Source organism: Qipengyuania atrilutea (genome assembly GCF_013370205.1).
Lineage (GTDB): Bacteria > Pseudomonadota > Alphaproteobacteria > Sphingomonadales > Sphingomonadaceae > Actirhodobacter > Actirhodobacter atriluteus.
The window spans coordinates 452,020-474,260 of record NZ_JABWGV010000001.1 but is presented as its reverse complement, the minus strand read 5'-3'; the positions used below and the strand labels follow the sequence as shown (position 1 = coordinate 474,260).

Sequence of the window (22,241 nt, the reverse complement as noted above, 5' to 3'; positions counted from 1 at the left end):
AACGCCGCGGGGGATGAGCCATCGCTGGCCCATCCCCCTATTAGTTACGGCATTAGGGAAAATTGATCAGGCAGCGTTCGCCTGATCGCCTTCGTCCTTGTCGCCATCGACGACTTCGAGCGTGTTCTGGCGCTGACCGCCGACCGCGATCTTCTTCGGCTTCATCGCGTCGGGTACCTCCCGGACGAGGTCGACCACCAGAAGACCGTCGGCGAGGTCGGCTCGTTCTACACGGACAAAGTCGGCTAGTTCGAAGCGGCGTTCGAAACCGCGGTTGGCGATGCCGGCATGCAGCATCTCGCGGCCTTCGTCGCGCTCTTCACGCTTCTTGCCTTGCACGACGAGCAGGTTCTGCTGCGCCGTGATGTCGATGTCCTGCGGGCGGAAGCCGGCCACGGCAAGCGTGATCCGGTAGTTGTCGTCGCCCTGACGCTCGATATTGAAGGGTGGGTAATTGTCGCCGCTGGTCTGCCGGGCCTGGCCTTCGAGCAGATCGAACAGCCGGTCGAAACCGACGGTGGAACGGCGATAGGGTCCAAAATCAAAACGGTTCATTGAAACAAATCCTCCTTTGAGCAATTTTCTCTTACGAAGCCCGCATTTGCGGCACCTCGACCGAATGTCCGCTCTCCGGTAATCGGCAGAATGGACACGAACCAAGATAATCGCGCGGGAAACGGCTTTCAAGTTTCCGGACCTCGCGAAGTTTGCAATTTTCAGGAGCAAGCATGAGCCAGCCGACTATCGATATCTATACCAAGTTCGGCTGCGGCTACTGCATGCGAGCGAAGAGGCTCTTGAGCGACAAGGGGGCGGAGTTCAACGAACACGACGTGACGCTCGGCGGGGAAAAGAAGCAGGAAATGCTGGAACGCGCACCTGAGGCGCGCACGGTTCCGCAAATTTTCATCGGCGATACCTACGTCGGCGGCTCGGACGATCTGGCCGCGCTGGAACGCGAGGGCAAGCTCGACGCGCTTCTGCAAGGCTGAACCGTGCCGCGCATCGCCGTCCTGCAAATGACTTCGGGCATCGACCCGGACGCCAACTTTCAGACCATCTCGAATGCCGCGAGAGAAGCTTGCGAGGGCGGGGCGGAGATGCTGTTCGCGCCCGAAATGGCGCTCCTCCTCGATCGGAACCGCGAGCGGGCAGGGCGGCACATCGACAGCGACGCAGCGCAAGAATGGCCGGAACGGCTCGCGAACGTAGCCGGAGAAAACGGCATCTACCTCGTCGTCGGCGCGCCCGTTGCCGGTTCAGGCGAGAAGCGCGTCAACCGGCTATGGTTCTGTCCCCCGAGCGGAGAACAGCCGTTCGCTTACGACAAGATGCACATGTTCGATGTCGATCTCGCGTCGGGCGAAAGCTGGAAGGAATCGAACGCCTACGAGGCCGGTTCCGCCGTTGGTGTTTGCGACGATACGCCTGTCGGCAAGCTGGGACTTGCAATCTGCTATGACATGCGCTTTCCTGCCCTGTTCGAGGCGCTCGGCCGCAGGCACTGCGACTGCATCGCCATTCCTGCGGCCTTCACTCGCCCGACCGGCGCTGCGCATTGGCACGTTCTCCTTCGCGCGCGGGCTATCGAGGCGAGTGCCTTCGTCGTCGCAGCGGCGCAAGTCGGAACGCATGAGGATGGGCGGCAGACCTATGGCCACAGCCTCGTCGTCGATCCGTGGGGCGAGGTCCTCCTCGACATGGGTGGCAACGAGCCAGGCTTAGGCTTCGTGAATATCGACTTGAACAGGATCGAAGCGGTGCGGCGGCAGGTCCCAAGCCTTGCCAACCGGCGCGACATACCCTCATAGCAAACTGCATATGATCGTTTTCGACTTGAAATGCGGAGCCGGTCACCGGTTCGAAGCCTGGTTTCGCTCGTCCACCGACTATGGCGACCAGCTTGCGCGAGGGCTCGTCGAATGCCCGAATTGCGGCAGCAAGCAAATCGGGAAAGCGCCGGTCGCGCCCGCCGTTTCGCCAAAGGGCAACCGGAGCGAGCGTAAACTGCCAGCCCGGCCTGAAACTGAAGAAAAACTGCCCGCCACAAGCGCGCCGATGCCCGACATTCCCGCCGAACTGAAACCGCAATTCGAAAAGGCGGTAAAGGCGCTCGCCAAGGCGCAGCAGGCGGCGCTCAAATCGAGCGAATGGGTGGGCGACAAATTCGCGGAAACCTCCCGCCGGATGCATTACGGCGAGGCGGAGGAAAAGCCGGTCCACGGAAAGGCGACCGCAAAAGAGGCCCGCGACCTCCTTGAGGAAGGGATCACGGTTACCCCGATCATCGTGCCGTTCGTGCCGCCGGACGAGGTCAACTGATTGCCAGCGCGCTCATGCGCGACTATTGGCATTCGCGGCGCGCCCGTAGCTCAGTCGGATAGAGCACCAGATTCCTAATCTGGGGGCCACAGGTTCGAATCCTGTCGGGCGCACCACGCTTCCGGCGCGCGTTCTTTCCTAGTTTGCTTCTTCGCCCGGACGCTTGCCGATCGGTACGCGCTCCTTGAAGGTGTGAGTGACGTAGGGGAAGGGGATCTCAATGCCAGCATCGTCGAGCGCACGCTTTACCGTTCGCACGACCTTGTCCTTCGTTTCCCAACCTGCTCGCGGCGTCGAACCGGCCCACCAGCGCACGAGGAAATCGACCGAGCTCGAATTAAATTCCTGTGCGAAGATGTCGACGCCCTTGGTCAGATCGAGACCGTCGATCGATCGGACCGCGCGCTCGATTACGTCTGCCGCATGGTCGAGGTCGGTATCGTAGGACACGCCGACGACGACTTCGTGCCGCCGTTCGTCCTCATCGGTGAGGATGAGGACCGGGTTCTTGAACAGCATCGAGTTGGGGACGAGCGTGACCTCGCCCGCCAGCGAACGAATGTGCGTTTCGCGCAGCGTGATATGCTCGACCTTGCCCTTGATGCCTTCGCATTCGATGACGTCGCCGATCCGCATCTTCTCGCGCACCATGATGAGGACGCCGGCGAGGAAGTTCTCGAAGATGTCCTGGAACGCGAAGCCGATCGCAACGGCCCCGATTCCGAGGCCTGCAATCAGGCTGGCGGCCGTCAGCCCCGGCATGACCACGATAGCCGCGATCATCAGCCCGATCAGCCAGATGCCGAGCTTGACGAGCGTCGTGATCAGGTTTTCCAGGCTCGGCCGGATATCCGTCCTGCCGATCATACCGTCGGCGATGCGCGCGGCAAAGCGCGCCACGATCCAGGTAATGAAGACGATGACGAGGGCGATCGCGAGGCTCGGCAGAGCCGCAACGAAGCCCGTCGCCATTTCCTGGAGCTGCGTCCGGATCGTCTGGATGTAATTCATGCGCGTGCTGGCCTTTTACCGCGGTAAACGGGTGCGGTTGCTAACGGGTTTCCGCGGCAAGAGCCAGTGGCTAGAAAAACTCTTCCTCAAGCGGGATCGACAGGCGCAGTCTCGCGCTCCGCGACACTGAGGGTGCCGCGCTTTATCTGGTCGCGTTCCATGCTCTCGAACAGCGCCTTGAAGTTTCCTTCGCCGAAGCCTTCGTCGCCCTTGCGCTGGATAAACTCGAAGAACACCGGTCCGACCTGCGCTTCTGCGAAGATCTGCAGCAACAAGCGCGGCTGTCCGCCTTCGGTGGTTCCGTCGAGCAGGATGCCGCGCGACTTCAGTTGCTCCACTTGCTCGCCGTGGCCCGGAAGCCGCTCGGACAGCATCTCGTAATAGGTTTGAGGCGGTGCAGTCATGAACGGCACGCCGAACTTCTTGAGCCTGTCCCAGCAGGCGAAGAGATCGTCGCAGATGAGCGCGATGTGCTGGATGCCTTCGCCGTTGAACTCCTTTAGGAATTCCTCGATCTGGCCTTTGCCGCCTTCACCTTCCTCGTTGAGCGGAATGCGGATCTTTCCGTCGGGCGCGGTCAGAGCTTTGGAGGTGAGGCCGGTATATTCGCCCTTGATGTCGAAAAAGCGGATCTCGCGGAAATTGAACAGGCTTTCGTAATAGTCCGCCCAGTACTTCATCCGTCCGTTGTAGACGTTGTGCGTGAGGTGATCGATCTTCTCGAACCCTGCGCCGAGGGGATGGCGCTCGACACCGGGAAGATATTCGAAATCGATGTCGTAGATCGTCAGTGCGTCGTCATCCCCGTTTTCGCCTTGGTAGCGGTCGACAAGATACAGGATCGCGCCGCCGATACCGCGTATCGCGGGAATACGCAGTTCCATCGGGCCGGGCTCGTTCTGAACCGGCTCCGCGCCTTTCTCGATCAGGTGATCATAGGCTTTCTGTGCGTCCTTCACCCGGAATGCCATGCCGCAGGCCGAAGGGCCGTGCTCGCGCGCGAAATACCAAGCGGCGCTGCGTGGTTCGTAATTGGCGATGAGATTGATGCCGCCCTGCCGCCACAGGTGGACGTCCTTCGAGCGGTGCGTTGCGACATGCGTGAAGCCCATCGCCTCGAACACCGGTTCGAGCACGCCTTTCTCCGGCGCGCAGAATTCCACGAACTCGAAGCCATCGAGGCCGGCGGGGTTTTCGAACAAATCGGGCATGGCAGTCTCTCCTGATAATGTAGTTACAGTTGTAACCAAATTCCGTTCAAATTGCAAGTTGCGCTCGCAGTGCGGCGCAAAATTGCTGCATCTCATCAGCTTAGGCACAGATAACGCTTGATGGAGATGGTTAAGTGTGGTTCTAACACATTCATGGACGGAGTGGACATCAGGAGGATCATCAGCACGGAGCGGCGCTTTCGCACCGCTGCGCTCGCCGGTGTGTGCCTACTCGCCGGGCTCTCCGTCATCGGGCCGTCCGGTCTTCTCGCATGGGGCGAGAACCTGCGCCTGCGCGACGATCGCGCCGCGCGGCTTGCGATCCTGCAGGAAAAGCGCGAGCATCTGAAGCACCGCGTCGAACTGCTTTCGCCCGACAATGCCGACCCCGATCTGGTGAGCGAACTCATTCGCCAGAACCTCGACGTCGTGCATCCGGACGAGAAAGTCATCATCCTCGACAAGCCCGCGCAGCAGGGCGAATAAGCTGTACTTTAATTTCGTATGCAGAGGCGTTGCGCGCCTCGCCGGCTTCGTCCTATAGGCAGCTTTCCGCAGCGTCAGCAAAGCGATGCGTGAATACGTTACCGAACGGAAGGATGCACAAGTTGGCGAAAGCTTCGACACCCAAATCAGGCGATGCGGACCATGCGGGCGCGGATGACGGCTTCTCGCTGAAGGCCTTGCAGGAAAAGTTCGAAGCACAGCGGCGCTACGACGCCAGCGACGATGAAATGATGCGCTTCTACGAACAGATGTTGCTTATCCGCCGGTTCGAGGAAAAGGCCGGCCAGCTTTACGGCCTCGGCCTGATCGGCGGCTTCTGCCACCTCTACATCGGCCAGGAGGCCGTTGCGATCGGCCTGCAGAGCGCGCTCGACAACGACCGGGACAGCGTCATTACCGGCTACCGCGATCACGGGCACATGCTCGCCTACGGGATCGATCCCAAGGTGATCATGGCCGAGTTGACCGGCCGCGCCGCCGGTATTTCCAAGGGGAAGGGCGGCTCGATGCACATGTTCAGCACCGAGCATAAGTTTTACGGCGGTCACGGGATCGTCGGTGCGCAGGTGCCGCTCGGCGGCGGACTGGCGCTTGCCCACCAGTACAATGACGATGGCGGCCTGTGCCTCGCCTATTTCGGCGACGGCGCGGCGAACCAGGGACAGGTCTACGAGACCTTCAACATGGCTGCGCTCTGGAACCTGCCGATCGTGTTCGTGGTCGAGAACAACCAGTACGCGATGGGCACGGCGGTCAAGCGCTCCAGTGCGGAAACCGAATTCTACCGCCGCGGCGCAGCTTTCCGGATACCGGGAATGGACGTGAACGGCATGGACGTCCTCGAAGTGCGCGGCGCAGCCGAAGTCGCGTTCGATCACGTTCGCAGCGGCAACGGCCCGGTCCTGATGGAATGCAACACGTACCGCTACCGCGGCCATTCCATGTCCGATCCTGCAAAGTACCGCACGCGCGAGGAGGTGCAGGACTTCCGCGACACCAAGGATCCGATCGAAGGCCTTAAAAAGACCTTGATGGACAAGGGTAAGAGCGAGGACGAACTCAAGGACATCGACAAGCGCATCCGCAAGATCGTCGGCGAAGCGGCGGACTTCGCCGAAAACTCGCCCGAACCCGATGCGCAAGAGCTTTATACCGACGTTCTCGTAGGCCAGTACTGATGGCCATTACCGACGAAGCCGTCTGGCTTGCGGAAGAACGGCTGTGGCTCGAAGGCGGTAGCGCCTATTCCGAGCTCGTCGCCGGCGAAGCACTGCTGGTCATGCCGGGCGGCGGCATCCTAACAGGGAGCGAAGCGAGCGAGGCGATGGCTGACCGCGAAGGCTGGCAATCGGTCGCGATGTCGCAGCAGGCGCTGTCCCGCAGCGACAAGAATGCGATCGTCATCGCCTACCGCGCCGAAGCGGAGCACGCGGACGACACGCGGTACGCCGCTCATTGCACGAGCACCTATCACGCTGTCGGCGGCGACTGGCAGCTTATCCAGCATCAACAAACGGTAATCGACTGATGGCTATCGAACTTAAAATGCCCGCGCTTTCTCCCACGATGGAGGAAGGAACGCTTGCCAAGTGGCTGGTGAAGGAAGGCGACACGATTTCCCCCGGCGATATTCTCGCCGAAATCGAGACCGACAAGGCGACGATGGAATTCGAAGCCATCGACGAAGGTACGGTCGGTAAGCTGCTTGTCGAAGAAGGGACCGAGAATGTCGCCGTCGGCACCGTCATCGCAATGCTGGCAGGCGAAGGTGAGGACGCTTCCGACATCGAAGCGCCGGAGCCAAGTAAAAACGCCGATACCGCTGAGGACGTTGAAGGCGAGGGCAAGGACGTCGGCCGTGATCCGAGCGAAGCCGAGATCACCAAGCCGTCCGCTACGCGCGAGCCGGTCAGCGATCCTGCAATTCCCGAAGGTACGGAAATGGTCAGCACTTCGGTGCGCGAAGCCCTGCGCGACGCGATGGCCGAGGAAATGCGCAAGGACGAGCGCGTGTTCGTGATGGGCGAGGAAGTCGCCGAGTACCAAGGTGCGTACAAGGTCACGCAGGGGCTGCTCGACGAATTCGGGCCGAAGCGGGTCATCGACACGCCGATTACCGAATACGGGTTCGCTGGGATCGGAACCGGCGCTGCCATGGGCGGCCTGCGTCCGATCGTCGAGTTCATGACCTTCAACTTCGCCATGCAGGCGATCGATCACATCATCAATTCGGCAGCGAAGACGAACTACATGTCCGGCGGCCAGATGCGCTGCCCGATCGTGTTCCGCGGCCCCAATGCCGCGGCGAGCCGCGTCGCGGCGCAGCACAGCCAGAACTACGGGCCGTGGTATGCGAGCGTACCGGGCCTGATCGTCATTTGCCCGTACGATTCCGCTGACGCCAAAGGGCTTTTGAAGGCCGCGATCCAGTGCGACGACCCGGTGGTGTTCCTCGAGAACGAACTCGTCTACGGACGCAGCTTCGACGTTCCCAAGCTCGACGACTACACGCTTCCGATCGGCAAGGCCCGGATCATGCGCGAGGGCAGCGACGTGACGATCGTCAGCTACTCGATTGGCGTAGGACTGGCTCTGGACGCTGCGGAGAAGCTGGCGGAAGACGGCATCGAGGCCGAAGTCATCGACCTGCGCACGCTGCGCCCGCTGGACAAGCAGACGGTCCTCGAAAGCCTTGCGAAGACGAACCGTCTGGTCATCGCTGAAGAGGGCTGGCCGACCTGCTCCATCGCTTCGGAAATCCAGGCGATCTGCATGGAGGACGGGTTCGACCATCTCGACGCGCCGGTACTGCGCGTAACGAACGAGGACGTGCCGCTACCCTATGCTGCAAACCTCGAGAAGATGGCGCTCATAGATACGCCGCGGATCATCGCGGCGGTCAAGAAGGTCTGCTACGTAGACTAGCGTTCGGCAGACCGCGTTCTGACGGACGGCGCTGTCCGGCGCCGCCTTCAAGGGTCAGGCGCCGGTAGTCACTTCCGCTTCGGTTGCTGGTGCGGACGGCGGCACGACGAAGATGGGCCGCGAATACTGCAATGCGAAGCTATCCATGTCCACGAAGGGCAGGAAATCGTTCATCGCATAGGACAGATCGATGCGGATCTCTTTCGCACCGGTCACGCGGCTGGTCGCTTCCGGCGTACTTTCGACCTGAAAGCGATTGTTCTTCAGCAAGTAGGGCGGGCTGACGGCGATACCGCGCGCGATCGCGCGTACCTCGTTGTCGTTGAGGTCGTTTCCGCGCTGGTATGCGACTGCGACCTGCCGCGCCGTGTCGGCCGCAACGGAACGGACGGCGTTATGGTTCTGCATGTAGACACCGACAAGGAGCACACCGATGAAGAGCATCAGGAATGCCGGGGCAAGCAGCGCGAACTCGATAGCGGTCGCGCCGCTACTGTCGCGCAGCAAGCGCTTCGACTTCTGCGGTAGCCTCATGACAGCATCACCGACCGATCGACATTAAATTCGAGCGGTTCGCCGACCCCGAAATTGGTCCATACCGGCGTATATGTGTCCTGCAGCCGGATGCGGATGTAGGAACTGACGATGGGTTCGGCCTCCGCCTCGCCGGTTTCGCCGTCTGCCGTAGCGGCGCTCATTGCCGGATCGATCTCTGCATCTTCATCGGCTGTGTTGCACAGAAGAGGGTCGGCCACGGTTCCTGCATCGGCATCACAGCGATAGAAGCGCTCGATCGTAACCTGGTCGTCGGTCAGTCCGACGGAATCACGAATGATCGCTTCCAGTTCGGAAACCTCGATCTCGGCCCCCTGGTTCACGGCGAGCGCGATCGTCTCGCCTTCTAGTGCTGCCGATTGCAGTTCCTGCTGGCGGGAGACGATCGAGCCAATCTCGAACGTGCCGAGTGCCAAGGTGATGAGAACCGGTGCGGCAAAAGCCGTTTCGATCGCGAAAGACCCGGTCTTATCCCGGAGTAGCGCGGGGACGATAGAGAGACCGATCATGCTACGAGCCTCACTTTCGGAACCCCGCTGCCGACCACAGTGGTTTGGTCCGTGGGACAAAGCGTTTCGATCGTAGCGTTACCATTGATGCGCAGGCGCTTCGCCGTGATCTGCAAGCACTGCGATGTTACGTTCGCCGTGCCGTTGATCGTCAGCTCGCCCGACGGCAGGTAGATCAGCCCCTCGACGAGCGAATGCGAATTGCCGTTGAAAATATGTCCAGGCTGTGCAGGCTCGTTATCGCGCTCTTCGAAAACGAGGATACCCTCCAGTTTCTTCGCCTGTTCCGGACCAACGAGACCGACCAGATCAGCTTCGGTCGGCGGCGTCAGGTTGAGCTTGTTTCCGTTGCCCGATCCGCCAAGTTTGAGCTGCGCACCGTTACGCAGAACGAACATGACCCCTTGACCGTTAACGTCGTAGTTCCCCGTCAGATCGAGCGTGCCGCCGTCGACGACATAGATGCCTTTCTTGAGGACCGTCGTGCAGTGGATGCTGATCGTGCTGTAAGTACCCGGCTCAAGCGTCATCTGCTTGTATCGGCCGCTGCCGGTGCAGTTCGCCGTGCGCGGCCGATCGTCGGTTGGCGGATCGAGCTCTGCGTAGATGTCTTCGAGCACGCCTTCGCCGATGTTCTCGGCGACATGTTCTTCGGCTTCTTCGTCGTCGTAATTGTTAGCTTCGATTCCGCCGCACGCTGCGATGATGCTGGTTTCGACGTTTGCCGAACCGTCGATCTCGATTGCCGGTACGTCCGGGTCGCAGGACAGGGCTGCAAGGCCGCATTGTGCGCGGACCGTCGCGTTGCCGCCGATGGTCGTACCCGTACCGGTGGTCGCCGTCGAAACGAGGCAGGCGGTGTATTCGAAGCCGGACGCGAAACTTGCCTGCGCCGACACGCTGACCGAGGTAGCCCGGCCCATGATGAAGCTGGAGAAGGGAAGGCTCTGGCTGGCCGAAGCCGTGACCAACACGCTATTGTTCGTGCCGCCTGCATAGTTAGCTTTCACGACGCGCGCACTGGACGCAAAATCGGTCGTTACCTTCAGGTTCGCCGCATACTCCTGCTGCGCGCGGGTCAGATAAGTCGTCGAGTTCCTGTCATGCGCCAGCGCCCAGGCACCGGCATAGGCCGCTTGGTCGACCGAATGCTGAAGCTCGCGCTTCCACATGTACCACTGCGCCGTATCGATCGCGAAGCCTGCTCCGCCGACGAGGCTCGGGACACCGAGAGCGACGATCAGCATGGCATTGCCGCTCTTGTCGACCTTCAGCGCCTTCAAGCAATTTGCGAGTCGCCGCATCGTAAAGCCTCTTCATAGAATTCTGGACGTTTGCCTTGATAGGCTCGGGGGCTTACGGATTGCTCAATTCACATGGTTAATTCTGCCTTTCCAAAACTGGTGACCGATCGCGCCCGTCCGGCTGCGTTGACCGATCCGCGCCTGGTCGTTTGAGGGGGCACGACGATCAACGAGCAATCCGGCCCCCTGCTCGACAGTTCGGAACTGCCTCTTCCGGAGCGGCTGGCCCTGACATATGCGGCTCCCGGAGTGCGGACGATGCTGCACGCGGGTTTCGCCTTCGACCGGAAGCTGGAGCGGGTGGTGAGGCAGGCGAACGAGCCGATACTCGCGCAAATGAAGCTTGCATGGTGGCGCGACCGGCTGCGGGAGGAGGCGGCCGCACGGCCGAAGGGCGATCCGTTACTCGATGCGCTGGGTCGCGAATGGAACGGCCGCGAGGTTGCCCTCATATCCCTTGTCGATGGCTGGGAGGCGACGCTCGGTGCCGCGTCACGCAAGGGCCTGGGCGAATTTGCCAAAGGGCGCGCGTTACTGATGCAGGCTTGGGCGGACGCCGCCGGCGCATCCGACGATGCAGAGACGGTGAAGATAGAGGCGCGGCGCTGGTCCTATGGCGATGCTGCGGCCGCGGCTGGCGAGACCGAAGCGCGCGAACTCGCAATGGAACTCGAAAGTGAATTGCCACGGCGGGCGCGTTTAACCCGCGCTTTACGTCCGCTCGCTATTCTCGCCGGGTTGGCGGAGCGCAGCATCGCGGCTGGCGGCGTCCGGGCCGTCGAGGACCGCGGCGCAATGCTCGCTGCCATGCGGATCGCCCTGCTGGGGCGCTGACGCGGCACGGCGAGCAGCTCGCGCGGAGCCGGTCAGGCGTAGGGAACGGGAATGAACAGGATCGCTTTGGGTGCTTTCGGGGCACTGTTCGTCGCTGGGCTGGGGAGCTTCTGGCTGCAGGGCAGGGCGGAGGTAGAGCGCGGCGCTCCCCCGCCGTCCGACCGCCCCGAACTGTCGGTGCAGGGCGACTACGCTGATCCAGAGCTTCCCGAAGCCGACATGGCCCGATTCGCTAACATGACGGGGCCGGCACTGCCCGAAGCGGACGAGCTTACCAAGGAACAGCGCCGTTTCTTCCGCTACGACCGCAACCGCGACTGGAAGATCTCGCGCAACGAGATGCTGGCGACCCGCGTTGCCAGTTTCCGCAAGCTCGATGTCGACGGCAATAATCTGCTGACCTTCGAGGAATGGGCGGTCACCACGGTCGACAAGTTCGACGGCGCAGATGGCAATCGCGACCGCTACCTTACGCCGAGCGAGTTCCTTTCGACCCGATCGAAGTAAGCCTCAAGCAGCGAGTGCGCGCGCTTCCGCAATCCACTGCGCGAGATCGCTTTTCGCACGAGCTGTATAAGCCTCCTTGCGCTGCTTCTTCCCGACTTCGTGGAGCGGCGGGAAAAGTCCGAAATTGATGTTCATCGGCTGATAGCTGTCCGCTTCCGCGTCTCCGGTGATATGCGCCAGAAGCGCGCCGAACGCGGTGGTCCGCGGCGGCTGCGTCTCCGTCATTCCCGACATTTCCTGCGCGGCCATGATTCCCGCGATAAGGCCCATCGCAGCACTCTCGACATAACCTTCGCAGCCCGTGATCTGCCCGGCGAAGCGAATATGCTCCGCCCCCTTCAGCCGCAGTCTCCGGTCGAGCACGACGGGCGAGTTCAGGAATGTATTGCGGTGCAACCCGCCGAGCCGCGCGAACTCGGCGTTCTCGAGGCCGGGTATCGTTCGAAACAATTCGACCTGCGCCCCGTGCTTCAGCTTCGTCTGGAAGCCGACCATGTTCCACAGCGTACCCAGCGCATTGTCCTGCCGCAGCTGCACGACCGCATGAGCCCAGCGGCCTGCCGGATACTGCTCCGTAGCCCAGTGAGGGTTGTCGAGCCCCACCGGCTTCATCGGCCCATAGCGCAGCGTATCGACCCCGCGCGCAGCCATAACCTCGATCGGCATGCACCCTTCGAAATAGGGCGTGTCCATCTCCCAGTCCTTGAACTCGGTCTTATCGCCGTCGAGCAGGCCCTGATGGAAGGTGAGGTACTGCTCCTTGGTCATGGGACAGTTGATGTAGTCCTTGCCATCGCCGTCCGGACCCGAGCCCTTGTCCCAGCGCGATGCCATCCACGCGACGTCCATGTCGATGCTGTCGCGGTGGACGATGGGCGCGATGGCGTCGAAGAATGCGAGCCGGTCAGAACCGGTCGCGGATACGATACTATCGGCCAGCGCCGCTGCGGTCAGCGGGCCGGTTGCGACGATAGTCGGCCCGGAGGCTGGCAGCGTATCGATCCGCTCGCGCACGACGGTGACCTTGGGATGCTCGGCGAGGGCGCGTTCGACATTCGCGGAAAAGACCTCGCGGTCCACCGCCATTGCGGAGCCCGCCGGCACGCGCGCTGTCTCCCCTGCAGCCATGATGAGCGAATCCAGCTGCCGCATTTCGTGATGCAGCAACCCGACGGCGTTGCGCTCGTCGTCGTCGGAGCGGAAGGAGTTTGAGCAGACCAGTTCCGCCAGCCCGTCGCTTTGGTGCGCCGGAGTGGTGTCGCCGCTGCCGCGCATCTCCGACAGCCTGACCGCGAAACCGCGCTGCGCAAGTTGCCAAGCGGCTTCCGAACCGGCAAGGCCGCCGCCGATGATTTGAATGTCGTGGGTCATTGCAGGCCGAGGTAGGCCCCGCAGGCTGGCGGCGCAAGTTCAAGGGGAGGGGCCAGTGCCACGCAGATCGCTTGTCGAACACCGTCCGTGGCTTCTCGCCGGGGTGCTCGCTGCGGCCCTGTATTATTTCCTGTCGGACGACGAAATCGGCGGAACGTACTTGATCGCGTTGAAGGGCGCAGCGGTCGGCGCGCTCGCGCTCTACGCGTTCCGCCGTCTGCGCACACCGCACGGAATATTGCTGACCGTAGTTCTGGCATTTTACGCGCTCGGTGACATGCTGATCGAACTTTATCTGGCGTGGGGCGGAGCGGCATTTTTCGGCGGACATCTGGCAGCAATCCTGCTGTTCCGGCAGTACCAGCGCCGCTCGCTAACCGCCTCGCAGAAAGGCGCCGGATTTGCGCTTCTCTTCGGCGTACCGGTCCTGGCCTGGCTGCTGACAGGCGACTGGCTCGCTGCGCTGTACGGCGTAGCGTTAGGCGCGATGGGCGCAGCCGCGTGGACCAGTGCCTTTCCGCGCTACCGCGTCGGAACCGGGGCGGTCCTTTTCGTTATTTCCGACCTCCTCCTGTTCTGGCGTGAGGGGCCGATCTCGGACGTCGGCATAGCGGACTGGCTGATTTGGCCGGTCTACTATGCAGGCGTATTCATGATCGCGACCGGAAAGGTCCAGACACTGCGCAAGGGCAGGCTGCGAAACCCCGCACGCCGAGGCCTCTAAGCCTCGGTCGGCGGAGGATCGTCACGCGCTTCCGGCGTATCGGGCGAAGTTTCGTCGTTACCGCCGCGTCGTTCGAGCATTTCCTGCGCGATCGCTTCTTCGGCCTCGTTCTCCGGCTCTTCCGTCTCGTCGATCAAGGCGGCGCCGACTATCGATTCGCCCTTGGCGACATGAAAGATCCGCACGCCCGACGATCCGCGCCCGGAAATAGAGTATCCGGAATGATTGCCGAACCCGCCCTCGACGAGGTGCCTGAGGTTGATCGGCAGCCGGATGAGCTTGGCCTGATCGGTCACGAGCATGAGCTGCGAGCCATGCTTCACCGGGAAGCTGGCAACGACCGAACCGTTGCGGTCCGGGTTGCTGGAAGGCTCGCCGATATTCGTGAGGCCCATGCCGCCGCGGCCGATCGTGCGGTATTCGAATGCAGATGAGATCTTGCCGTACCCACGCGATGTGAGGGTGAGAATGAACTCCTCGTTTTCGGCCATCTCCGCGACCTTGTCAGCAGAGAGTGTCGGTTCGGCGTCGTTGTTCTTCCACGCGGCTGCGCGCAGGTAGGCATCGCGCGTTTCCGTATCGGTTTCGCCGGCGTCGAGCACCGCCATGGAAACGACCTTCTGCCCCTCCTTGAGCTTCATTCCGCGCACGCCGATCCCGGTGCGGCTCTTTGTTTCTCGCGCATCGGTGGCGGAGAAACGGATAGCCTTGCCGGAATCCGAAGCGAGGAAGATTTCTTGATCCTCGCTCAGCAATTCGACGCCGATCAGCCGGTCGCCGCTGCCTTCGACGAAGCCCATCGCATATTTCCCGTTCGACGGGACGTTCGTGAAGGCATCCATCGAATTGCGGCGGACCATGCCTTGTTCGGTAGCGAAAACGATGTTGAGCGCTGCCCAGTCTTCCTCGTCCTCCGGCAGGGGAAGCACGTTCGTTACGCGCTCGTCCTCGCCGAGCGGGAGGAGATTGACCATCGGTCGTCCCTTCGTTTGCGGACTGCCCTCGGGAAGCTTCCATACCTTCATACGGTAGACGCGGCCGGTATTCGTGAAGAAAAGAACCGGGTTATGGGTCGATGTTACAAACATTTCGACCACGGCGTCCTCTTCCTTGGTCGCCATGCCGCTGCGGCCCTTGCCGCCGCGCGCCTGCGCCCGGAAGGAACCCAGCGGGGTGCGCTTGATGTACCCGCCATGCGTAACGGTGACGACCATATCCTCGCGCTCGATCAGGTCTTCGTCTTCGAGGCCGTCCCATGCAGGCGCGATTTCGGACAGGCGCGGGGTCGCGTAATTGTCGCGGATTTCCTGAAACTCGGTGCGCATTTCGCTGTACAGCCGCGCGCGGTCGCCGAGAATGTCGAGATAGTCCTCAATCGCGGTAGCCAGTTCCTTCAGTTCGTCGCCGATCTCGTCCCGGCCGAGAGCCGTAAGGCGGTGCAGACGCAGTTCGAGGATCGCTTTCACCTGCCGTTCGGACAGGCGGTAGGTTCCGCCCTCCTGCTCGGCATCGGGTTCGATCGCTTCGACGAGCGCGATGTACTGCGCGATGTCGCCAATCGGCCATTCGCGGGCCAGCAGCTTGGCGCGCGCTTCGGCCGGATTGGGCGAGGAGCGGATCATCGCGACCACTTCGTCGAGGTTCGATACGGCGACTACGAGACCGAGCAAGATGTGCGCGCGCTCGCGGGCCTTGTTCAGTTCGAACTTGGTGCGCCGCGTGATGACCTGCTCGCGGAACTGGATGAACGCCTGGATGATATCGCGCAGCGAGAGCGTTTCCGGCCGCCCGCCGCGGATGGCAAGCATATTCGCGGGGAAGCTCGACTGCGCAGGCGTATAGCGCCAGATCTGGTTCAGCACGACTTCGGGAGAGGCATCGCGCTTGAGATCGACGACGACGCGCACGCCCTCGCGGCTCGATTCGTCCCGGATGTCCGAAATGCCCTCGATCCGCTTGTCCTTGGCCGCTTCGGCAATTTTTTCGACCAGGCCGGACTTGCCTACCTGAAAGGGGATCGAGGTCAGCACGATGCTCTCACGCCCTTCGCTCTTTGCGCCGCGCGTGCTTTCGACCTCGTGCCGGCAGCGCATGAGGATCGAGCCGCGCCCGGTAGTGTAGGCGGCCTTCGCCCCCGACTGGCCCAGTATCAGCGGTGCAGTGGGAAAGTCGGGCCCCGGTACGATCTTGAACAGTTCTTCGGACGTAATGGCCGGATCGTCGATGAAGGCAAGACAGGCGTCGATGACTTCGCCGAGGTTGTGCGGCGGAATATTCGTGGCCATGCCCACTGCGATACCGCCCGCGCCGTTGACCAACAGGTTGGGAAAGCGCGCCGGAAGGACCGTCGGCTCGCTCCGGCTGCCGTCGTAATTGTCCGCGAAATCAACCGTATCCTTGTCGAGATCGGCTAGCAGCGCCTCGGCCACCTTCGCCAGCCGCGCCTCGGTATAACGCATTGAGGCGGGCGGATCGGGGTCCATCGAGCCGAAATTGCCCTGACCGTCGATCAGCGGAACGCGCAGCGACCAGTCCTGCGTCATGCGGGCCAGTGCGTCGTAAATCGCGCTGTCCCCATGCGGGTGATAGTTACCCATGACGTCGCCGACGATCTTCGCCGACTTGCGGTAAGGGCGCCCCGCAACGAAGCCGCCTTCGTTACTGGCGAACAGAATGCGCCGATGGACCGGTTTCAGACCGTCGCGAACGTCGGGCAGGGCACGACTGACGATCACGCTCATCGCGTAATCGAGATAGCTCGTCTTCATCTCGTCCACGATGTCGATACGCGCCTGCGGTGCAGGCGCCATCGGGGGGTCGAGTACTTCGGTTTCGTCGCTCAAGAAGCTTCATCCATTGCACGCGGAAAATACCCGCGCCGGTTACCCTGCCTATGTAGTGCACGGCGGCGCAAACCGCCACCGGAAGCGGGAACCAAAGCGCCGATCCGTGCGCTTTTTCCACACATGATCCGCCTTCCGGGGTGCACCTGCTGCCTTAAATGTTCAAATACCGTTCACACCCGATAGGACATACAGGAAAACAAGAGTTTAGGGATGAGAAGCGACCTGCCTACCCGGCTACCTCAGTCCCGGTAAATAATATTCGCAACTGGAGTTTGATTATGCTTTCGACGTTTCTTTCCCCGCGCCGGCGTCCCCGCAGCCGGATTTCGGGCCTGGCGCTCGCCATAGCCTTGACGACCGGTGCAGCGGTTACGACCGCGGCGCTCGAAACGCCTGCATTCGCGCAGAAAAAGAAGAAGAAGGACGAGACGGCACAGGCCGAGCAGAAGAACTACTCGGATGCCTTCATTGCTGCTTATCAACCGAACGAAGCGCTGCTCAATGCCCCTACACCCGATGTTGCGGCACTCCAGGCCGCGGTCGCTCCGGTGACCGCTGCAGCGACTACACCTGACGACAAGTTCGTAGCCGGCAATTTCGTCTACAACACGGGTGTTAAGGCGCAGGACCAATCCCTTCAGCTGCGCGGCCTCGAAATGATGCTCGCCAGCGGCAAGACTCCCTCCGCGAATGCTGGACAGTTCAATTATGTCGCCGGCTCGCTTGCTTACGAGGCAGAAGACTATACCAAGGCGCGGCAGTACATCGAAGCGGCACTTGCCGCCGGATATTCGGCTAGCGACCCGACCGGTGTTCTGGTCGAAACCTACATCAAGGGCGGACAACCGGCAGAAGGTCTGGCCTTTTTGAAGCGCAAGGTCGACGAACAGCTCGCCGCGGGACAGAAGCCAGATCAAGCGTTTCTTCGTCGTGGTCTGGCGGTAGCCTATGAGAACAATCTAGCCGACCAAGCCCGCGACTTTGCTTTGATGTATGCTGCGCAGTACCCGACCAACGACAGCTGGGGCGATGCGATCGTAGTGACGCGCTCACTCACGCCAATGAATGAAACGGAAATGCTCGATCTGCTACGCCTCCAGCGGCAGACCGGGACGTTCCGTCAGAAGAACGAGTTGCTCGAATATGTCGATGCTCTCGATGCACGCACCATGCCGGGCGAAGTGGTGGCAGTGATCGACGAGGGTTACTCTTCTGGCCTCATTCCGCGCAGCGATCCGTATGCGAAGGAAGCCTACAGCGCTGCGCAGTCGCGCATCAGCAGCGACAGGGCGGAGCTTCCTGGTCTTGAGCGCGATGCCAGCCAGGCTTCGGCCAAGCCCGCACTCGTTGTTTCCGCCGGCGATACCTTCCTGAACTACGACCAGCCGGAGAAGGCCGAGAAGTTCTACCGGATGGCGCTCGACAAGGCGGGCACGGACAAGAACATGTTGATGACCCGCATCGGTATCGCGCAGGTTTACGCAGGCAATTATGCCGAAGCGCAGCAGACGCTCGAGCAAGTGACCGGCAATCGCCAGTACATCGCGGAACTGTGGAGCGCCTACGCCGCGCAGCAGGCGAACGGAACGACGTCACCCGCTACACAGGCGGCAGTCACGGGCGGCTAAGCAAGGTCGAATATGATCGAAAGGGGCGTGGATACCGAGCGGTATTCGCGCCCCTTTCTTTTTCCGACCCGCGCCTTAGCGGAGGCGCTTGACGAACACCTGATTGCCCTCGCGCCGTTCGATCTTGAAGTTGTCGAGCGAACGGAACATTTCAGACAGGCTCTTGTAGCCGTAGTTGCGTACGTCGAAGCTCGAGCGGTTGCCCGCGATCTGCCCGACCTGCTGCAGCTTCGCGAACCCTTCCTCGTCGCGCTTGGCTTCCTTGTAGGCCGCACCGATAAGCTCCATCAGATCGTCATCGATCGCGCCGCCTTCGGTATTGCTGCGCCGCCCGCTCGGCACGTCGTCAGCCGCGTTGGTCGCGATGAGTTTCCCGATCTCGAGGAAGCGGGTGCAGGCCGATTTGAACGCTTGCGGGGTCTTGGCTTCACCGAACCCGTAGACGAGCAGTCCGTCTTGACGCAGCCTTGTGACGAGCGGCGTAAAATCGCTATCCGAGGTCATGAGGCCGAAGCCGTCGACCTTACCCTGGTACAGGAGGTCGATCGCATCGATCGTCATCGCCATATCGGTCGCGTTCTTGCCCTTCGATACGTCGAACTGCTGGTGCGGGCGGATGCCGTATTTGTTGGTAATCTTGTCCCAGCGGGCGAGATTGTCCTTCGCGAAGTTGCCGTAGGCGCGCCGGATATTGACCTGTCCGACCTCCGCCATGACGGTCAGCACCGGGTCGATGCCCTGCGGGGTGGTGTTGTCGGCATCGATGAGGAGCGCGATGTTGCGTGTCTGGCTGTCGGTCATGCCTTCTCATGGCCGCGCGCGGGTATGGGCGCAAGCGCACCATACCGCCGCCGAATAGCTATCCACGGCTTGCTTGGCGCGCCGCCCATCCTTAAGTGGAGGGCAATGAACGATCTCTCCTCCATTCCGCAGCCTGCCGAACGTCCCCAGCGCCAGCGCAAACCCGATTGGATCCGGGTCAAGGCGCCCGTAAGTCAGGGATATCACGAGACCCGCAAGCTGATGCGCGACCTCGGCCTCAACACGGTATGTGAAGAGGCGGCTTGCCCGAACATCGGCGAGTGCTGGACGAAGAAGCACGCCACGGTGATGATCCTCGGCGACGTATGCACCCGGGCCTGCGCGTTCTGCAACGTGAAGACCGGAATGCCGCGGATGGTCGATCCGCTCGAGCCGGAACACACCGCGGTTGCGGCAGCAAAGATGGGCCTCGAACATATCGTCATCACCAGCGTCGACCGCGACGATCTGCCGGACGGCGGGGCGGGGCAGTTCGTAAAGGTGATCGAAGCGCTTCGCCGCGAGACCCCGCAAACGACGATCGAAATCCTGACCCCCGATTTCCGCGGCAAGATGCGCGCCGCGGTCGAGGCGATCTGCGAAGCCGGGCCGGACGTTTACAACCATAACCTCGAAACCGTGCCGCGCCTTTACCCGACAATTCGTCCGGGCGCACGCTACTACGCTTCACTTCGCCTTCTGGAAGAGGTGAAGAGCCACGATCAGATGATCTTCACCAAGTCCGGCATCATGCTGGGCCTCGGCGAGCAGCGCCTCGAAGTGCATCAGGTCATGGACGACATGCGAAGTGCGGACATCGATTTCATGACGATGGGCCAGTATCTCCAGCCGACTCCGAAGCACGCCGCGGTCGAGGAGTTCGTCACTCCCAAGCAGTTCGATGCCTACGGCTCGATCGCGCGGGCCAAGGGCTTCCTGCAGGTCGCTTCATCGCCCCTTACCCGTTCCAGCTATCACGCGGGCGACGACTTCGCGCAGATGCGCGCGAACCGCGAAGCGAAACTGGCGAAAGCCGCTGCCAAGGCCAGCTGATGCCGGGAATTACGCAGAAACGCGTGCTGCCCTATAGCTGCGAGCAGATGTTCGACCTCGTCGCCGACGTAGCGCGCTATCCCGAGTTCCTGCCGTGGGTCATCGCGACCCGCGTGAAAAGCGAGAGCGAGACGAAGCTGCGAGCCGACATGCTTGTCGGGTTCAAAGCGATCCGGGAGAAGTTCACCTCCGAAGTGACGAAAGACCGCCCTTCGGCAATCGACGTGCGCTACGTCGATGGCCCCTTGCGCGATCTCGATAACGCTTGGCGTTTCACTCCGAGGGACGACGGCGGATGCGAAGTCGATTTCTGCGTCGATTTCACGTTTAAGAACCGCGTTTTCGAAGCACTAGCCGGGCAGTATTTCGACCGTGCTTTTCGCAAGATGGTCGCCGCGTTCGAAGCGCGGGCGGACGAACTTTACGGCAACAACAATTCGAGCGCGCAAACCGCCGCGCGGTGACGGATTTCGGCGCGCGACAAATCCGCGCCGAACGATCTGAGTTCGCCTTCCGGCTCTCCGTCGCTACCCCTGACGGAGCGAGCGAAGACAACCGTTCCCACCGGTTTCAGCGCGGAACCGCCGCCCGGTCCGGCAACGCCGCTAATTGCGACCGCCACGTCCGCGCGGCTGTTGGCGAGCGCCCCTTGCGCCATGGCCCAGACGCATGCGATCGATACGGCCCCGAACGTCTCGATAAGGTCGCTCGCCACATTGAGGCTCTCCATTTTCGCTTCGTTCGAATAGGTCACGAAGCCGCGGTCGAGCACGTCGGAGGAGCCGGCAATCTCGGTAAGGGCCGCCGCGACGAGTCCTCCGGTGCAGCTTTCCGCAAGCGCGATCCTGCGTCCGGCAGCGCGGTTCTCTTCGATCACGCGCGCGGCGAGTTCGGTGATATCGGACGGTAGAAGCGTATCGGTCATGGCTGTCATCCTACACGGCCCGGTAGACGGATGCCACCGCCTGCGCCGCGATGCCTTCGCCGCGTCCGGTGAGGCCGAGCCGTTCGGTCGTGGTTGCCTTGATGCTTACCCGGTCGATCCCAACCCCGAGCATTTCGGCTACCGCCTTGCGCATCGCCAGCACGTGCGGACCGATCTTCGGCGCCTCGCAGATCAGAGTGCAGTCCACATTGGCGATCTCAAAACCGGCTTGGCGGACCAGCGAGGCAGCGTGCCGAACAAAAGCAGAGGACGCGGCGCCTTTCCATCGATCGTCGCTCGGCGGAAAGTGCTTGCCGATATCGCCGGCCGCGATTGCGCCGAGAAGCGCATCGGTAATGGCATGGAGCCCCACGTCGGCATCACTGTGGCCGCTTAGACCCCTGTTGTGGTCGATTTTGATCCCGTTGAGCCACAATTCCTCGCCGTTGGCCAGGCGATGGACGTCGAAGCCCATGCCGATCCGCGTTTCGCCAGCGATTTTGGCGGGTTTCGACGCAAAATCCCCTTCCGTCGTCAGTTTCTTCAAGCGCTCGTCACCCTCAACCAAAGCTACCTTTCCGCCGGCGGCCATGAGCACCTGCGCATCGTCCCCCGCTGTCGGCTCGCCTCGCCAGCTACGGTGCGCGGCGTCGATCGCGGCGAAACGAAAAGCCTGCGGTGTCTGAACCCGGCGCAGCGTATCCCGGTCCGCTGCCGCCTGCATCATGCCGCACTCCTCTACCGCCAGACTGTCGAACACCGGAAGCACCGGGATCGCGCCTTCTGCGCCTTTCAGTGCGTTTAAGAGTCGGTCGACAACCTCTGGGGGAAGATCGGCACGTGCCGCGTCGTGGATCAGAACGAGTTCCGGGCCAGCAGAAACCAACGCTGCGAGTGCGGCCATGACCGATTGCTGCCGTGTCTCGCCTCCCATGACGAAGCTGACGCCGTCTAGTCCCGCGCAAGCTTCGCGCGCCTCGGCTTCGAAACCAGCGGGAATTGCGACCACGACCAGAGATGCGCCGGACAGCGCCAAAGCCTCTACCGAATGCCGCAATACCGGCTTACCACGCCAGATCGCGAACTGCTTCGGTACGGACTGTTTCGCGCGCGTGCCGCGACCCGCAGCGACGACGACTGCGGCAAATGACGAATGTTGAGACCCCTCGCTCATGCGAAGTCCGCCGCTAGACGCTTGCGAGGCTCAC

24 protein-coding genes and 1 tRNA gene are annotated in these 22,241 nt (G+C 61.9%); 14 read left to right on the top strand and 11 right to left on the bottom strand.

Annotation, left to right across the window (positions count from 1 at the left end; genetic code table 11):
* Positions 1 to 66: 66 nt before the first annotated feature.
* Entirely contained in the window at positions 67 to 555 is a 489-nt protein-coding gene (locus tag HUV48_RS02355; RefSeq protein ID WP_176266154.1) for an Hsp20 family protein, read from the bottom strand.
* 173 nt (positions 556 to 728) lie between these two features.
* On the opposite strand from HUV48_RS02355, the gene grxC reads away from it, so the two are divergent.
* The 4 genes from grxC to HUV48_RS02335 all read left to right on the top strand — a co-directional run bounded on the left by grxC (position 729) and on the right by HUV48_RS02335 (position 2,438).
* The gene (gene grxC, locus HUV48_RS02350; protein WP_176266153.1) at positions 729 to 992 is read left to right on the top strand and encodes a glutaredoxin 3; all 264 of its coding nucleotides are present in this window, start codon (positions 729 to 731) and stop codon (positions 990 to 992) included.
* Positions 993 to 995: 3 nt separating this feature from the next.
* Positions 996 to 1,811 carry a carbon-nitrogen hydrolase family protein gene (locus HUV48_RS02345; RefSeq protein ID WP_176266152.1) on the top strand — a complete coding sequence of 272 codons (816 nt, stop codon included), beginning with the start codon at positions 996 to 998 and terminating at the stop codon, positions 1,809 to 1,811.
* Between the two features lie 10 nt (positions 1,812 to 1,821).
* The gene (locus HUV48_RS02340) at positions 1,822 to 2,322 is read left to right on the top strand and encodes a DUF1178 family protein (RefSeq protein WP_176266151.1); all 501 of its coding nucleotides are present in this window, start codon (positions 1,822 to 1,824) and stop codon (positions 2,320 to 2,322) included.
* A gap of 39 nt (positions 2,323 to 2,361) precedes the next feature.
* Positions 2,362 to 2,438, top strand: a tRNA-Arg gene (locus HUV48_RS02335).
* Between the two features lie 22 nt (positions 2,439 to 2,460).
* Here HUV48_RS02335 and HUV48_RS02330 read toward each other — a convergent pair.
* Both HUV48_RS02330 and hppD read right to left on the bottom strand, forming a co-directional pair.
* A complete protein-coding gene (locus tag HUV48_RS02330) occupies positions 2,461 to 3,333 on the bottom strand; it encodes a mechanosensitive ion channel family protein (RefSeq protein ID WP_176266150.1) in 873 nt (290 codons plus the stop codon).
* Between the two features lie 86 nt (positions 3,334 to 3,419).
* Complete coding sequence (gene hppD, locus HUV48_RS02325; RefSeq protein WP_176266149.1) at positions 3,420 to 4,544, bottom strand: 4-hydroxyphenylpyruvate dioxygenase; 1,125 nt, start codon at positions 4,542 to 4,544, stop codon at positions 3,420 to 3,422.
* A 153-nt stretch (positions 4,545 to 4,697) separates the two neighbouring features.
* On the opposite strand from hppD, the gene HUV48_RS02320 reads away from it, so the two are divergent.
* From HUV48_RS02320 to HUV48_RS02305, 4 genes are all read left to right on the top strand, one after another.
* The gene (locus tag HUV48_RS02320; protein WP_176266148.1) at positions 4,698 to 5,030 is read left to right on the top strand and encodes an FtsB family cell division protein; all 333 of its coding nucleotides are present in this window, start codon (positions 4,698 to 4,700) and stop codon (positions 5,028 to 5,030) included.
* A gap of 122 nt (positions 5,031 to 5,152) precedes the next feature.
* Entirely contained in the window at positions 5,153 to 6,229 is a 1,077-nt protein-coding gene (gene pdhA / locus HUV48_RS02315; RefSeq protein WP_404799911.1) for a pyruvate dehydrogenase (acetyl-transferring) E1 component subunit alpha, read from the top strand.
* Positions 6,229 to 6,579 (top strand): DUF4440 domain-containing protein, encoded by a 351-nt coding sequence (locus HUV48_RS02310; RefSeq protein ID WP_176266146.1) that lies wholly within the window; start codon positions 6,229 to 6,231, stop codon positions 6,577 to 6,579. The genes pdhA and HUV48_RS02310 overlap by 1 nt, the downstream gene beginning before the upstream one ends.
* The gene (locus tag HUV48_RS02305; RefSeq protein ID WP_176266145.1) at positions 6,579 to 7,976 is read left to right on the top strand and encodes a pyruvate dehydrogenase complex E1 component subunit beta; all 1,398 of its coding nucleotides are present in this window, start codon (positions 6,579 to 6,581) and stop codon (positions 7,974 to 7,976) included. Before HUV48_RS02310 ends, HUV48_RS02305 begins: the two co-directional genes overlap by 1 nt.
* Positions 7,977 to 8,030: 54 nt before the next feature.
* On the opposite strand, the gene HUV48_RS02300 is transcribed toward HUV48_RS02305, so the two are convergent.
* The 3 genes from HUV48_RS02300 to HUV48_RS02290 are packed head-to-tail and all read right to left on the bottom strand — an operon-like array spanning position 8,031 to position 10,323.
* Positions 8,031 to 8,510 (bottom strand): TadE family protein, encoded by a 480-nt coding sequence (locus HUV48_RS02300; RefSeq protein WP_176266144.1) that lies wholly within the window; start codon positions 8,508 to 8,510, stop codon positions 8,031 to 8,033.
* On the bottom strand, positions 8,507 to 9,040 hold the full coding sequence (locus tag HUV48_RS02295; RefSeq protein WP_176266143.1) for a TadE/TadG family type IV pilus assembly protein: 534 nt from the start codon (positions 9,038 to 9,040) through the stop codon (positions 8,507 to 8,509). Before HUV48_RS02295 ends, HUV48_RS02300 begins: the two co-directional genes overlap by 4 nt.
* On the bottom strand, positions 9,037 to 10,323 hold the full coding sequence (locus HUV48_RS02290; protein WP_217906649.1) for a TadE/TadG family type IV pilus assembly protein: 1,287 nt from the start codon (positions 10,321 to 10,323) through the stop codon (positions 9,037 to 9,039). The genes HUV48_RS02295 and HUV48_RS02290 overlap by 4 nt, the downstream gene beginning before the upstream one ends.
* A 186-nt stretch (positions 10,324 to 10,509) precedes the next feature.
* Between HUV48_RS02290 and HUV48_RS02285 the strand changes: the two genes are divergently transcribed.
* Positions 10,510 to 11,178, top strand: coding sequence for a squalene/phytoene synthase family protein (locus HUV48_RS02285; RefSeq protein ID WP_404799914.1), 669 nt, complete (start codon positions 10,510 to 10,512; stop codon positions 11,176 to 11,178).
* Positions 11,179 to 11,229: 51 nt separating this feature from the next.
* Positions 11,230 to 11,685: an EF-hand domain-containing protein gene (locus HUV48_RS02280; RefSeq protein ID WP_176266140.1), complete on the top strand. Its 456-nt coding sequence runs from the start codon at positions 11,230 to 11,232 to the stop codon at positions 11,683 to 11,685.
* 3 nt (positions 11,686 to 11,688) lie between these two features.
* Here HUV48_RS02280 and trmFO read toward each other — a convergent pair whose 3' ends face one another.
* Positions 11,689 to 13,056, bottom strand: coding sequence for a methylenetetrahydrofolate--tRNA-(uracil(54)-C(5))-methyltransferase (FADH(2)-oxidizing) TrmFO (trmFO, locus tag HUV48_RS02275; RefSeq protein ID WP_176266139.1), 1,368 nt, complete (start codon positions 13,054 to 13,056; stop codon positions 11,689 to 11,691).
* Between the two features lie 55 nt (positions 13,057 to 13,111).
* On the opposite strand from trmFO, the gene HUV48_RS02270 reads away from it, so the two are divergent.
* Positions 13,112 to 13,780 (top strand): lysoplasmalogenase family protein, encoded by a 669-nt coding sequence (locus HUV48_RS02270; RefSeq protein ID WP_176266138.1) that lies wholly within the window; start codon positions 13,112 to 13,114, stop codon positions 13,778 to 13,780.
* On the opposite strand, the gene gyrA is transcribed toward HUV48_RS02270, so the two are convergent.
* Entirely contained in the window at positions 13,777 to 16,623 is a 2,847-nt protein-coding gene (gyrA, locus tag HUV48_RS02265; protein WP_176266137.1) for a DNA gyrase subunit A, read from the bottom strand. The genes HUV48_RS02270 and gyrA overlap by 4 nt on opposite strands.
* A gap of 281 nt (positions 16,624 to 16,904) precedes the next feature.
* Here gyrA and HUV48_RS02260 point away from each other — a divergent pair, with 281 nt between their 5' ends.
* Positions 16,905 to 18,254 (top strand): tetratricopeptide repeat protein, encoded by a 1,350-nt coding sequence (locus HUV48_RS02260; protein ID WP_176266136.1) that lies wholly within the window; start codon positions 16,905 to 16,907, stop codon positions 18,252 to 18,254.
* 75 nt (positions 18,255 to 18,329) lie between these two features.
* Here HUV48_RS02260 and HUV48_RS02255 read toward each other — a convergent pair whose 3' ends face one another.
* Complete coding sequence (locus tag HUV48_RS02255; RefSeq protein ID WP_176266135.1) at positions 18,330 to 19,055, bottom strand: NYN domain-containing protein; 726 nt, start codon at positions 19,053 to 19,055, stop codon at positions 18,330 to 18,332.
* Positions 19,056 to 19,160: 105 nt separating this feature from the next.
* On the opposite strand from HUV48_RS02255, the gene lipA reads away from it, so the two are divergent.
* Positions 19,161 to 20,108, top strand: coding sequence for a lipoyl synthase (lipA, locus tag HUV48_RS02250; RefSeq protein ID WP_176266134.1), 948 nt, complete (start codon positions 19,161 to 19,163; stop codon positions 20,106 to 20,108).
* Positions 20,108 to 20,572 (top strand): type II toxin-antitoxin system RatA family toxin, encoded by a 465-nt coding sequence (locus tag HUV48_RS02245; RefSeq protein ID WP_176266133.1) that lies wholly within the window; start codon positions 20,108 to 20,110, stop codon positions 20,570 to 20,572. Before lipA ends, HUV48_RS02245 begins: the two co-directional genes overlap by 1 nt.
* Here the strand turns inward: HUV48_RS02245 and HUV48_RS02240 are convergent.
* Together HUV48_RS02240 and HUV48_RS02235 are read right to left on the bottom strand one after the other, a co-directional pair.
* A complete protein-coding gene (locus HUV48_RS02240; RefSeq protein ID WP_176266132.1) occupies positions 20,530 to 21,033 on the bottom strand; it encodes a CinA family protein in 504 nt (167 codons plus the stop codon). The two genes, HUV48_RS02245 and HUV48_RS02240, sit on opposite strands and share 43 nt — an antisense overlap.
* A 10-nt stretch (positions 21,034 to 21,043) precedes the next feature.
* On the bottom strand, positions 21,044 to 22,207 hold the full coding sequence (locus HUV48_RS02235) for a bifunctional 2-C-methyl-D-erythritol 4-phosphate cytidylyltransferase/2-C-methyl-D-erythritol 2,4-cyclodiphosphate synthase (protein WP_176266131.1): 1,164 nt from the start codon (positions 22,205 to 22,207) through the stop codon (positions 21,044 to 21,046).
* Positions 22,208 to 22,241 lie beyond the last annotated feature (34 nt).